At 66.5% G+C, this 11,800-nt stretch carries 11 protein-coding genes and 2 pseudogenes; 7 read left to right on the plus strand and 6 right to left on the minus strand.

Going from position 1 to position 11,800, the window contains the following annotated elements; translation table 11 throughout:
• The first annotated feature begins 108 nt into the window (after positions 1–108).
• Both RCH07_RS18265 and RCH07_RS18270 read left to right on the plus strand, forming a co-directional pair.
• Positions 109–747 carry a GntR family transcriptional regulator gene (locus RCH07_RS18265; RefSeq protein WP_326968921.1) on the plus strand — a complete coding sequence of 213 codons (639 nt, stop codon included), beginning with the start codon at positions 109–111 and terminating at the stop codon, positions 745–747.
• A 220-nt stretch (positions 748–967) separates the two neighbouring features.
• Positions 968–1,303: a hypothetical protein gene (locus RCH07_RS18270; protein WP_326968912.1), complete on the plus strand. Its 336-nt coding sequence runs from the start codon at positions 968–970 to the stop codon at positions 1,301–1,303.
• A gap of 123 nt (positions 1,304–1,426) precedes the next feature.
• Here RCH07_RS18270 and RCH07_RS18275 read toward each other — a convergent pair whose 3' ends face one another.
• Entirely contained in the window at positions 1,427–2,041 is a 615-nt protein-coding gene (locus tag RCH07_RS18275; RefSeq protein ID WP_326968913.1) for a LysR substrate-binding domain-containing protein, read from the minus strand.
• Positions 2,042–2,281: 240 nt separating this feature from the next.
• Here RCH07_RS18275 and RCH07_RS18280 point away from each other — a divergent pair, with 240 nt between their 5' ends.
• The 4 genes and pseudogenes from RCH07_RS18280 (at position 2,282) to RCH07_RS18295 (ending at position 4,306) form a co-directional block, all read left to right on the plus strand.
• Complete coding sequence (locus tag RCH07_RS18280; RefSeq protein WP_326968914.1) at positions 2,282–2,686, plus strand: DUF5997 family protein; 405 nt, start codon at positions 2,282–2,284, stop codon at positions 2,684–2,686.
• Positions 2,687–2,936: 250 nt separating this feature from the next.
• Positions 2,937–3,608 carry a hypothetical protein gene (locus RCH07_RS18285; RefSeq protein ID WP_326968915.1) on the plus strand — a complete coding sequence of 224 codons (672 nt, stop codon included), beginning with the start codon at positions 2,937–2,939 and terminating at the stop codon, positions 3,606–3,608.
• 91 nt (positions 3,609–3,699) lie between these two features.
• Positions 3,700–3,885, plus strand: a pseudogene (locus RCH07_RS18290) (NAD(P)-binding domain-containing protein); the annotation flags it as partial.
• Between the two features lie 79 nt (positions 3,886–3,964).
• A complete protein-coding gene (locus tag RCH07_RS18295; RefSeq protein ID WP_326968922.1) occupies positions 3,965–4,306 on the plus strand; it encodes a hypothetical protein in 342 nt (113 codons plus the stop codon).
• Between the two features lie 161 nt (positions 4,307–4,467).
• On the opposite strand, the gene RCH07_RS18300 is transcribed toward RCH07_RS18295, so the two are convergent.
• From RCH07_RS18300 to RCH07_RS18310, 3 genes are read right to left on the minus strand one after another with little or no spacing between them, the layout of a single operon-like run.
• On the minus strand, positions 4,468–6,012 hold the full coding sequence (locus tag RCH07_RS18300) for an APC family permease (RefSeq protein WP_326968916.1): 1,545 nt from the start codon (positions 6,010–6,012) through the stop codon (positions 4,468–4,470).
• Positions 6,009–6,923, minus strand: coding sequence for a universal stress protein (locus RCH07_RS18305; RefSeq protein ID WP_326968917.1), 915 nt, complete (start codon positions 6,921–6,923; stop codon positions 6,009–6,011). Before RCH07_RS18305 ends, RCH07_RS18300 begins: the two co-directional genes overlap by 4 nt.
• 34 nt (positions 6,924–6,957) lie before the next feature.
• Entirely contained in the window at positions 6,958–8,373 is a 1,416-nt protein-coding gene (locus RCH07_RS18310; protein ID WP_326968918.1) for a flavin monoamine oxidase family protein, read from the minus strand.
• A gap of 186 nt (positions 8,374–8,559) precedes the next feature.
• Between RCH07_RS18310 and RCH07_RS18315 the strand changes: the two genes are divergently transcribed.
• Positions 8,560–9,249, plus strand: a complete 690-nt coding sequence (locus tag RCH07_RS18315) for a TetR/AcrR family transcriptional regulator (protein ID WP_326968919.1) — start codon at positions 8,560–8,562, stop codon at positions 9,247–9,249.
• Positions 9,250–9,366: 117 nt separating this feature from the next.
• Here the strand turns inward: RCH07_RS18315 and RCH07_RS18320 are convergent, their stop codons facing one another.
• Together RCH07_RS18320 and RCH07_RS18325 are read right to left on the minus strand one after the other, a co-directional pair.
• Positions 9,367–11,427: a multicopper oxidase family protein gene (locus RCH07_RS18320; RefSeq protein ID WP_326968920.1), complete on the minus strand. Its 2,061-nt coding sequence runs from the start codon at positions 11,425–11,427 to the stop codon at positions 9,367–9,369.
• 207 nt (positions 11,428–11,634) lie between these two features.
• Positions 11,635–11,800 (minus strand): annotated as a pseudogene (locus RCH07_RS18325) (ISAzo13-like element transposase-related protein); the annotation flags it as partial.

Below are 11,800 nucleotides of genomic sequence, written 5' to 3' on the forward strand. Positions count from 1 at the left end.
GCGCAGGCGGCTCGGCCGGATTCAGCAACAGCTGCGTCAGCAGCGCAGGCGGCTCGGCCGGATTCAGCAACAGCTGCGTCAGCAGCGCAGGCGGCAGCAGCGGCTCGGCTGCGCGTCACGGTCCCCTCGGTTGCCGACCGGGTGGCGGCCGAACTTCGCCTTCAGCTGGCCGAAGGGGTGCTGCTGCCCGGCACCCGGCTGACCGAATCGACCATCGCGGAGGACCTCGGGGTGTCCCGCAACACCGTCCGGGAAGCCTTTGCCGAACTTGCTGCGGAGCGGCTTGTGGTCCGGCTCCCCAACCGCGGCGTGTTCGTCGCTAGCCTGGGGCCCGGCGACATCCATGACGTCTATACGGTCCGCCGCGCGATCGAAGTGACCACCATCCGCGGCGGAGGCAGCCCCGAACGGATTGCCGGAGTCAGGGCCGCCGTCGAGGAAGGAAAAGTCGCTGCGGCCGCCGACGACGACGAAGCCCTGGGTACCGCCAACCAGCACTTCCACGGCGCCATCGTGGCGCTGGCCGAAAGCCGCCGGCTGGACACCGTCATGTCCCAGGTCCTCGCCGAGATGCGCCTGTTCTTCCACAAAGCCACCGTGGACGCGCACTTCTACCGCGGCTACCTCGACCACAACGAGGAAATCTGCGCGGCACTCGAAGCCGGCGAGCTGGACAGGGCCGGCGACCTACTGCTGGCCTATCTGGACCGCTCGGAAGCGAAGCAAACCGCCGTCTACGGCGGCTGAGGTCATGGACGTCCGCGCTCCGCGACGCGCATTCAGCCTTGCGACGCGCAAAATTCCTGCCGACACCGGTTTTCCCGTGTCGCGGGGAATTTTGGGTGTCGCGGGGAACTTTGCGCGTCGATTCCCGGCCCGAGCAGGCTCGTCAGACCCTTCGTGGGCTGGACAGAACTCGTCAGCCCCGCTTGTTTAGCTCTTCAGCCCCGGTTGCTAGGCTGGACAGATGAAACGCACTCTCGCCGCCGTGTCCGCCGCCACCCTCCTGATCGCCCTGACCGGGTGCGGACAGGTCGAGGATGCCGCCAAAAAAGCTGTTAACGACGGCGCCTCCCAGGTTGCCACGGCAGCCGCCACCGAGGTGAAGAAGCAGGCCTGCGCCCTCGTGGAGGACGGCCTCGTCAGCGTGAAGGACAAGGAACTCCTTGGCGGCCTCGTGGCCGGCGCCGAAACCGCTGGGGTCCCGTCCGACATCATCACCCCGCTGAAGCAGATCGCCGCCTCGGGAGATCAGGTTCCGGCCGAGTCCGTGACGGCCCTCAAGGACGCCTGCGCCAAGTAGCGGCGGTGACCAGGAACGCCTGCGCCCAGAGGTGCGGCTGCACCAAGCGGAACGCCCGCGCCAAGGTGCGGCTACGCCCAGTAGCGGCGCCAGCCAGGAACGCATCCGCCCACAAAATGCGGCCTAGCGCTTGCCCTTTTTGCGTGAGCCCTTGCCGCGGCCCTTGTCCGGGTTCGGCGCGTACCGCTGGGCGACCTTCGGCTTCTTGACCCCGGTTCCCCGCCGGTCCGGCTTGGGTTCCTTCTTGGGTTTTTCCTGCTGGGCCGAGGGCTGGCGTGAACTGGCCGCGGTACGCCCGCGGACGATCCCGATGAACTCCTCGATCACTTCATCCATGGTGTCAAGCGGCCAGGCCAGGGCGATCTCCGTGACCGGCGCCCCCGTGAGCTTCCGGGCCACGGTGTCCTTGACATTGAAGTGCCGGGCCACGGACATCGGCAGGATCGCCAGGCCCGCGCCAGACGCCACCACCTGCAGGGCCGTCTCGGGCCCGCCAAGTTCGGCAACGTCCAGGAAGGTCTCGGCGGCCAGGTCCGCCAGCGCCACTTCCTCGAACACGGAAACCTCGTGACCCTTGGGCGCCACCACCACCGGCTGTTCCTCATACAGCGGGATGACGCTCAGGCCGTCGCGCTCCACCGGAAGCCGGACAAAGCTGAGGTCAGCGGAACCGTCGCTCAACACAGTGAGTTGGGCGCTGTCGTCGGACATAAAGGAGCGCAGCGGAACATCAGGCATTCGCTCTTCCCAGCGACGGATCCACTTGCCAGGGGTCACACCGGCGACATAGGCGAACCGCAGCTCCCGTGCTGCTGCAACGGCTGGGACGGCGGCGGTTGCGCCGGAAGTTTCATCGGGGGCGTGGGGGGATTCATCATCTGCGGACACATGTTCACAGTACCGCCAGTGCTGGAGTACGGTCCCGCCCCGGTGCCTGCCTGGTGCCCTGCGAACTCCCGGGCCGGATATCCTTGAAGTATGACCTCTGCAAACTCCCAGTCCATGAAGCCGGCCACCGTTGCCAAAAAGCTTGGCATCTACCTGCCCGCAACACCCCAGGAGTTCCAGGATTCGGTCATCACCCGCGCCGATTTCGCCGGGCTCCAGGCCGACCCGCCGGAGTGGCTGGCCGAACTGCGCCGCACCGGCCCGCACCCCCGCCCTGTGGTCGCGCAGAAGCTGAACGTCTCCATCAGCGGCCTGGCCCGCGGCGGCGTTGAGGAAGCCCTCACGACGGCGGAAATCACCGCGCTGCTGCAGGCTCCCCCCGCGTGGCTGGTCGCCGAGCGCTCCACCCACGCTGCCGTCCGCACCGAAGCCCAGCGGATCAAGGACGAGGCCGACAAGAAGGACGCCAAGAAGGCACGCGCCGCGGCCGAGTAGCCCGGCCGCCGGTGCGTGCTCTGCGGCCGTTTCGACGGTTCCGTGCACACTCGACGCTCCGAACCGTCTAGCTGGCTCGGAACCATCGAAACGGCGAGGCCGACGAGCGAAAGAGGGCGCAAACAGGCCCGCATGTAAACGTGTCCTGCGGCCGGGCATGCCGCGGACCATTGACGCCCCGGCCGCCATGGATTCCAATGGAATTAGTGGAACTGCGCCCGCCCCGGGCAGCGTCCCTGGAGGTGTTGGCATGCCGGCTCTATTCGAACCCACCCCGCTAGCGGCCTGGCAGTTGCTTGCCCTGGCCGCCGTCGTCGTCTTCGCGGTTGCAGGCAGCGTGTATCTGGCCCGGAAGCATCTGGCGGCCGACGGCGGTCTGCCGGATGCAGTGTTCTGGGATGGCTTCGCTGGTCTCGCCGTCGTCGGACCCGCGGTGATATTGCCTTCCCTGGCCTCCCCATGGGCCGGACTGCTGCTGGGATTCGTCGCCGCGGCCACGGCTGTGGGCGCCAATCTGTGGACGCCGCGGCTGTTCAGCCGGTCTGAACTCCGCCGGACCGCCCGGGAGGCGGAAGCGGCGAATGCAGCTGCCGCGGTCCGGCACCAGAGCGCGCTGGCCCGGTGGCGGCGGTACGAACTGGATCCGGCCCAGTGCATCGACTACCCGGCCATGAGCGACCTCCACCAGCAGGAAACGGCAACCCTGATCAGGGCTATGAAGGCTGCCGAGCAGCTCCGGGACGCGGCCGATGCCGGCTACGCACCCGCGGTTGCCCGGTTGGAGCAGGCGCTGTCCGAGGCCGAGCGGGCCGCCGGCGTCGGACCCACGGCCGGACCGCTAACGGCTGGACCCACGGCCAGACCGCGCACCACCGGACCGCTCATCACCGGACCGCGCCCCGCGGATCCGGCGCGCAGCTGAGCCCACCGGTCTCCGGTCAGGCCTCGGCTAGTCCGTGGTTATCTCGGAAGGAGGCACCATGACATACATCACCATCATCGGCAGCGGTAACATGGCCCGGGCCATCGGAACGCGGGCCGTCGCCGCAGGGCGCGCGGTCCAGATCCTGGACCGGACCCCGGAGCACGCCGCCACGCTCGCGGCCGAACTGGGCGGCGGCACCACCTCCGGGGGCCTCGGTGACGTCCCGGAAGGCGACATCGTGGTCCTTGCCCTGTACTTCGGCCCGACCAAGGAAGTCGCCACCCACTATGGCGACACCCTGAGCGGCAAGATCGTGGTGGAGATCAGCAACCCCGTCAACATGGAGACCTTCGATGCCCTCGTTGTCGAACCCGGGGACCTCTGCCGCCGAGGACATCGCCGCGCTGCTGCCCGGCGCCGCCGTCGTGAAGGCCTTCAATACGACGTTCGCCGGTCCGCTGACGGCGGGCACCACGGGCGGGCTGCCACTGGATGTCTTCATCGCCTCGGATTCCGAGAAGGCCCGCGACGAGGTTGCGGCGTTTGCCGCCGCCGCGGGGCTCCGGCCGCTGCAGGTCGGCGGGCTGCACCATGCCAGGGAACTGGAGGGATTCCAGCTGCTGGTCATGGCGCTGCAGGCCAATCCGGCCTACGCAACGTTCAATTGGAGCACCGGACTGAAAATTATTGAATAGGCCGCACCCGCACCCACTGATGATCCAGCATCCGGCAGGCTGCCACCTCGTTCCGGTTCCGGACGGGGAAAGGTCCCCCTTTTACCAGCCCATTGGTGAGTCTGCTTACTTACCGGGGCGGGCAAAAGGAGGACCTTCTTTGTCCGGGTCTACAGTCCGGATCAGTGGGACGGTGTGCTGACACCCTTGCCCCTGGCCAGGACCTGCCCCTTGAAGAACTCGGGCCGGATCCTGGACATGACCAGCATGAGCACGACGCCGAGCAGGATCACGCCCATCCCGAGGATGAACACGAGGCCAATCCCGCCCACCGACGACCCGGAGCCGTACGCCGGGTCCATCGAGTCGTAGGCGGTCTTGAAGAACATCACCAGCAGGATGACGCCGCCCAGCAGCGGGGACAGGAACTTGAAGAGGAACGCTTTCGCGCCGCTGAACGCCTCAGCCCGGAAGTACCAGACGCAGGCCAGGGCCGTGATGCCGTAGTAGAAGCAGATCATGATGCCCAGGGCCGTGATGGTGTCCTGGAGCGCGTTCTCAGACAGGATGCGGGTGACGACGTAGAACGCGGCCGCGGCCGCGGCGGAAGCGATGGTCGCGTAGCTCGGGGACTTGTAGCTCGGGCTGATATTGCCGAACTTGTGCGGGAGCGCCTTGTAGTGCCCCATGGCCAGCAGCGTCCGCGCCGGTGAGACAAAGGTGGACTGCAGCGACGACGCCGAGCTGCTCAGGATGGCCAGCGACATCAGGATTGCGAAGGGGCCCATCACCGGTCCGGCGAGGACGGCGAAGATGCTGCCCTGGTTCTCCGGGTTGCCGGCGCCGAGGCCTTCCTCGCCGATGCCGGCGAAGGTCAGGGTGGACAGCGCGACGGTCATGTAGATGATCACAATGACCAGCACCGTAACCGTTGCTGCGCGGCCCGGGGTCTTCTCCGGATTGCGCGTTTCCTCGTTCATGGTCAGGGTCACGTCCCAGCCCCAGTAGATGAAGATTGAGAGCGAGACGCCGGCGGCGAAAGCCGAGAAGGACTCGACGGCGAACGGGTTGAACCACTCCGGCGTGATGGCCGTGGCGTCGAAGGCCGTGCCGTTGGCAACGTGACTGAACGCTGCGACGGCGAACCAGCCGAGCACAACCAGCTGAAACGCCACCAGGACGTACTGCACTCCCTTCGTGGTTTCCATGCCGCGGTAGGAGATCCAGCAGGCCAGGGCGATGAACACCAGGGTGGTGACGATGTTCAGCGGAAGGTTCAGCGTGAGGTCTGCCAGTTCAGGGTTTCCGAAAAGCTGGGCCAGCATGAGGTAGAAGAAGTCCACCGCCACGGCCGCCAGATTGGACAGCACGATGATGGTCGCCGCGATCAGCCCCCAGCCGCCCATCCAGCCGATCCAGGGCCCGAAGGCACGCGATGCCCACGTGAAGGAGGTGCCGGCGTCGGGCATGGCGTTGTTCAGTTCACGGTAGCCGAAGGCGACCAGCAGCATCGGGACGAAGCCCACCAGGAAGATCGCCGGCAGCTGCACCCCGACTTCAGAGACGGTGGGCCCCAGGGCCGCGGTCAGCGTGTAGGCGGGGGCAATGCAGGAAACACCGATGACGACGGCGCCGATCAGCCCCACAGACCCGGCCTTGAGTCCCTTGGCGCTCAGTCCTGCGTGTTCGTTTTGCGAGGTCCTGGACGTCGCGTGTTCGGTGCTCATTGCTGTGCCTCTCCGGAGTGGTCATTCGACGTTGAATGGGGCTGCTGCTTGAGTTCGTAGCCGCTGGGGACCACCAGCATCGGCACGGGCAGGGCCCGCAGGATGCGGTTGGCCGTGCTGCCCAGGAAGATGGAGCGATCCCTGGCCAGCCGGCTGGAGCCGATCACCATGACCTCGCCGTCTTCCCAGTCGAGGCGGTCCACTGCTTCCTCGATGCTGCGGCCCTGTGCGACGACCACCTCCGTCGTGGCCGCCAGCTGGACGCCCGACTGGTTGACCGGCGCGGCTGCCGCGACCGTCTTCTCCGCGTACTCGCGCGCGGCTCCGGCCGCATCGGGGGAGTCGCCGTCGTCGAGCGCCAGGAGCGAGACCACCCGCAGCGGGACCTTGCGGTTCGCGGCCATGCCGATGGCGAAGTCGAGCAGTTTCCCGGCTCCCGCCCGGGTTCCGAGTCCGCAGCTGATCCGGGTCAGGGCCTCCTTGCGGTGGTAGCCGTGGGGTGCCAGGGCCACCGGAACGGTGGAGGCATGCAGCAGCGTACTGGCCACCGAACCGATGGTGAACCGTTTGAACAGGCCGTTGCTGGTTGCCCCGATGACGAGGATGTCCGCACCCAGCTCCTCTGCCGCCCGGATCAGCGTCTGGGCATCGGAGTCTCCGCTGCGGATGTGGGCCTCTGCGGGGACATCGGCCGGAACCAGGGCCAGGGCTTCGTCCAGCCAGTGCCGGGCCTGCTCGTTCAGCAGGTTCTCGAATCCCGCCTTGGTCGCATGCGGGGCGCCGGGGTGCGCACCTCCGGGAATGACCAGCACCAGGTCCAGGATCGCTCCCCGGCCTCGGGCCAGCGAGATGGCCAGGTTCACGGCATCATGGCCTCTGGCATTGGCGGAATACCCCACTACGTAGCGCATCTGGCCGATCCTTTCTGAGCTGTTGGGCGGATTCTTAGGAAGTAGCTGAATGGGAAGAGACTGCGGCGCGGTCCGCCGCGGCGACGATCCGGGCCGCCGTCGTCCGTCCCATCCTTATCGCGCCGTCAACGTGCTGGTACCCCTCGGCAGCGAGGTCGGAGGATGACCAATAGATGGGTCCCACGGGAGCGTGCTGGTCCTTGCCGTAGCGGTGCAGCCCGCCAAGGTCGTAGCTCGAGGCGTAGGCGCCGCGGGTCCACTCCTCGGAGCCCCAATCCGACTCGTAGTAGACCTCGGGATCGAGGGCTCTGTCCCCCAGGAATCCGGCGATCGATTCGAGGATGGCCCGCCGGCGTTCGTCGGCGCTGAGCTCGAACACGGCGTCAGCCTTCTCATCCGAAACGAATCCCACCAGGGTGCCCCGGGGATCCTCGTGGTTGGTGTTGTCGTACACCTCCTGGACCAGGGCCTCGGCGCCAAAGCAGGTGCCGGAGAGCCCGTCCTCGCGCCAGAACGGCGTGCTGTACACGGCGTGCACCTTGATGACCAGGCCCAATGACTGGTGCTGGTGCATCTGGTGCTGGCGGCGCGGCAGCGGCGGATCGAAGGAAACCCGGGAGTAGAGGTTCGGCGGTACGGCCATGATCACGAAACGCGCCTTCACTGTGGCCCGCTCCGATACGACGGTCACCCGGTGGCCTCCGGTATTTTCCCCTGCGGAGGCCACACCCCAATTGATGGTCCGCACCGGGCTGTCAAGGACGACGTCGTCACCGAGTTCCTCGGCCAGCAGCACGGACACCTGCTGCATTCCACCAATGACCCGCTTGTCGAGGATGAAGTCCTCGTCGGTGAGGTGGGTGAAGGACCCGGCGGAGGCGGCCATCAGCACGGCCTGCAGCGCGGAAAAGGCGTGTGCGGGCTTGGTGAGCATGCCGCCGGCGATGAAGAGGCCGATGTTGTTGCACGCTTCCTCGTCGGCGGAGTTCGCGCGCAGCCAGTGGTGGAAGGAGATGGTGTCCAGCTCCCGGGCCTTCGGGTGCGCCCACGGCTCGGTGGGGCCAATCTCGGCGGCGAGGGTGTCCAGCAGCGCGGTGAGCTTGTCCATTTCGGCGGCGGTGGTCTCACCGACCGGGAAAGAGTCCCCGGAGTATGAGATGCGCTTGCCGTCCGCGCCGATGTAGACGGACGTACCCTCGCGGTACCGGGAGTAGGTCTTGAGGCCGAGCTCATCCAGGAGCGCCAGCAGTTCGGTCTGGTCCGGGGATACCCACTGGCCGCCGATTTCGAGCATGGCTCCGTCGATCGTGTCGGTCCAGGTGCGGCCGCCGACGCGGTCGCGCGCCTCCAAGACGGCGACGCTCAGGCCGGCTTTCTTCAGTTCGCGGGCAGCGGTCAGCCCGGCGGGGCCTGCTCCGACGATGACGACGTCTCGGTCAAGTTCCAGCATGGTGTCCTCTCTGTGGCCGCGGGAGTGATGCGGACCACTAAATGAATGCCATTCATTTAGACTCGACTGTAGCCCCTTCCTCTCCGGCGGGGAAGACCCCGGACGAAGAAAGTTACATATCGAACCGCGGCCGCAAAGAAGGGCACAATAGAGTCACCCCGCTCACCCCCAGTAGAGAGGTCCGGAATGTCGGCAGCCGCCAGCGCCCCCGCTGATTCCCACCGCCCCGAGGCCAGGCCGCGCCGCCGGGTCGGCAGGCCTGCCGCGGCCGTACTGGACCAGAACGGCATCACAGCCGCGGCCCTGCAGCTGGTCCGGAAAAGTGGCTACGACGGATTCACTATGGCCGCCCTTGCCCGCACACTGAATGTGGCACCGTCAGCCCTTTACAACCACGTCTCATCCAAACGGGAGGTGCTGGTCCTTATCCAGGACCACCTGACCTCATTCGTGGATGTGTCCGCTTTCGACGCCGAGCCGTGGGGTGTGGCCGTCCGGGACTGGGCCTGGAGCTACCGGGATGTATTCTCCAAGCACACCCCGCTGATCCCGGTGATCGCTGTGCTGCCGGTGACCGACGCGCCGAAAACCTTGGCCATGTATGAGGCCGTCAGCGCCGGGTTCAGCCGGGCCGGCTTCCCGCAGGAGCGGATCATCCCGGCCATCGTGGCCCTGGAGTCCTTCATCTTCGGTTCCGCCTACGATGTCACGGCCCCGGCGGACATCTTCGATTCCGGCAGCATGGCGGCGTCGACCCCGAACTTCACGGCCGCGGTCGCTCGGCTGGCAGAGCAGGGCGACCAGAACCAGGCCGATGTCGCGTTCAGCCTGGGCCTTGAGACGCTCATCGCCGGGCTCGGCGAGCTCCGGTCTTAGCCACTGGCGCCGGCCGGTTGCTGCAGCCCCGAACGGACTGGCCCGGCCGCCGGTTAGACAACGGACCCCGGTCCGAAGACCGGGATCCTACCCGTTGTGGTGAGCGGGCCACCGTCCTCAACTCGCGGCCGGGCCTCCCGGCTGGCCCGGCTTCTTGGGGCCAATCCGGTAGGGCCGCATCATCTCGTTGTCCTCATGTTCCAGGATATGGCAGTGCCAAACATACTGGCCGGCCTTCAGGAACCGCGCCTTGATGCGGGTGACGTGCTGAGGGTAGGCGATGACAGTGTCCTTCAAGCCCGATTCCCCGGGCTCTCGCGGCGTTGGCACCGATCCTGGCTGTACCTGGACCTGCTGGGTCACTTCGTCGATGGTGATGCGCTGCCGGTCCAACACTTCGAACAGCACTTCGTGGACATGCACCGGGTGGGCATCGGCCGTGGCGTTGTAAAACTCCCACACTTCCGTGGATCCGACGGCGGGGTTTTCGGAGACCTCATCAACCCACATACGCTTCGCCCATACGCCCGCGGCGAGGTTGGGATTGCCCGCGACGGTGCCGAGCAACGCCGCGGACGGCGACCCGGGGAACGTCGTCGACGTTTCTTCCAGCAATGCGAGAGGTCGCGTCACGGTCGCTGCCGGCAGCGCCGCCTGCGCTGGAAGCCGAAGGAAGCGGGGCGGCGTCGTGGGATCGTAGCCGTGCCGCGCTCCGACCCTGAACTCCAGGACCTGTCCTGTCCCATCGGGGTCAGCGGCGTCGAAGTCGACGCCGGGCTGGCCCCCGCCGAAGGGCTCGTCGGGCCCCAGATTCCTGAGGACATGATTTCCGAGGGCGACGTTCGTGAAATCGACGATCAGATCGGCTCGTTCGGCCGGGCCCATAAGCAGGCGGCCGCCGGTCCGGGTCGTGAGATCAACGGGCTGGTCCAGGAAACCGCCTTCGTTGCCGATCTGCCACACCTCAACCCCCGGGATGGAGGCGAAGTCGAGGATGAGGAAGCGGGACTGGCAGCCGTCGAGAAGCCGCAGCCGGTACCGTCGCTGTTCGATGTCAAGGAAGGGCCAGGTGTTGCCGTTGACCGTGAGCGTGTTGCCAAAGAATTCGGGGTTCCAGATCGGCGAGAGGTCGCTGCCCGGGATGAACGGGCCGGTGACGCCATCGAAAAACTCCCGGCTTTCGGGGTAGAACAAGCCGCCATCGGAGTTGAAGGACCGGTCCTGGATCGCGATGGGGATCTCGTAGGGTTTCCGGTTCTGAGCCGACTTCTCAAATTCACTCGATTCCGTGTTTGGCAGGGTCGCCCTGCGCCAATTGCGTGTGTCCCGAACTGCATTGTCGCCCTGAGGTCCGCCACGGACAATGTAGAACCCGGCAGGTCCGGCATAGACGTTGACCCGGGTCATCCCGAGGGTGTGGTCGTGGTACCACTTCGTGCCAGCCTCGGTATTCGGGTACTGGAATGTCGCGTATCCCGGGCCCCAGGTAGAGCCAAACGACCTGGCCGCCTTGCGGGCAAAGAAGTCATACCAGGTGCCCTTGGTGGCGTAACCGGCCGGAATATTCCGGGCTTTCGGGAGGTACCACGCCTCCGGGTACCCGTCGCTCTCGTCGCCGACGCCCGCGGCCCCGTGGACATGGGTTACCAGCGGGACCGGTCCCTGATAGCGGCCCGGGGTGGAGTCAAATGCGGGCCGGGCATCACGTCCTGCCGCGCCGCCGCCCGGGTTCGCCCAGTGCAGGGTGGGGTCTACGGGCAGAAGGTGTGGCAGAAAGTTTCCCGACCTGTCGGTTAGCTCGTTGATCCATTTGACCCGGACCGGGCGCCTCCACCCGGCCTCAATGGTGAGTGACGGGGCATTGAAAATCCTCGGCGCCCTGGGGTCCTTTGTCTTCGCCGGGCCGTAGCCCCATACAGTCGTGGCAGGAAGCCCCGGGGGCAGGATCTGCTGGGAGAACTGGCGGACTGCGATCTCGTAGTAGTCAACCGCGGACGAGCCTATCCGCTTTGTCCCGGCCTTGGGCATCGGCGGGGGCACCAGCAGCGCCGTCCGGTACTTCGCTACCTGGGAGGGCGTCAGTGTGCCACCCGGGATTGCCACTGTTCGGACCAGCGTGGGGCTGCCGAACGGATTGGGCAGGAACAGACCTAGTGTTCCGGCAGAGGTGAGCTTCAAGAACAGGCGCCGATCCATCACAAACATCCCTTCGATAGCACTCCAGCCCCCCGGCCTGTCCGCTGACCGAACCTGCCATCCCCGGACGCAGGCTTCTGCCGTGCTGCAGGCGCTGCCGCCTTGAAACACGGGCGAACTTCCAATATGGAGATTTCCATTCGACGCGAACTTAGGGCTCGCTGATTATTTAGTTGGTGTGTCGCGTTTTTTGAGGGTGTAGTTCCATTTGGGGTGCCATTCGTGTCTGGTCAGGGTGCCGCTGTCTTCGAGTTCCACCGTTTCCTTGTCGGGTACTTTCACGCCGGTGGGGTAGATGCCGGTGTCCAGTTCGGCCCGGACCCTGAGCCCGGTTTTGGTGGTGGTTGCGGCGATG

This window comes from Arthrobacter sp. CG_A4 (genome assembly GCF_035985125.1).
GTDB lineage: Bacteria > Actinomycetota > Actinomycetes > Actinomycetales > Micrococcaceae > Arthrobacter.

Excerpts from the sequence above, each read along its gene's own strand:
- RCH07_RS18275 (WP_326968913.1), bottom strand. The coding sequence starts at position 2,041 with ATGCCTGATGTTCCGCTGCGCTCCTTTATGTCCGACGACAGCGCCCAA.
- RCH07_RS18285 (WP_326968915.1), top strand. The coding sequence starts at position 2,937 with ATGCCGGCTCTATTCGAACCCACCCCGCTAGCGGCCTGGCAGTTGCTT.
- RCH07_RS18315 (WP_326968919.1), top strand. The coding sequence starts at position 8,560 with ATGTCGGCAGCCGCCAGCGCCCCCGCTGATTCCCACCGCCCCGAGGCC.
- RCH07_RS18270 (WP_326968912.1), top strand. The coding sequence starts at position 968 with ATGAAACGCACTCTCGCCGCCGTGTCCGCCGCCACCCTCCTGATCGCC.
- RCH07_RS18280 (WP_326968914.1), top strand. The coding sequence starts at position 2,282 with ATGACCTCTGCAAACTCCCAGTCCATGAAGCCGGCCACCGTTGCCAAA.
- RCH07_RS18295 (WP_326968922.1), top strand. The coding sequence starts at position 3,965 with ATGCCCTCGTTGTCGAACCCGGGGACCTCTGCCGCCGAGGACATCGCC.
- RCH07_RS18300 (WP_326968916.1), bottom strand. The coding sequence starts at position 6,012 with ATGAGCACCGAACACGCGACGTCCAGGACCTCGCAAAACGAACACGCA.
- RCH07_RS18305 (WP_326968917.1), bottom strand. The coding sequence starts at position 6,923 with ATGCGCTACGTAGTGGGGTATTCCGCCAATGCCAGAGGCCATGATGCC.
- RCH07_RS18310 (WP_326968918.1), bottom strand. The coding sequence starts at position 8,373 with ATGCTGGAACTTGACCGAGACGTCGTCATCGTCGGAGCAGGCCCCGCC.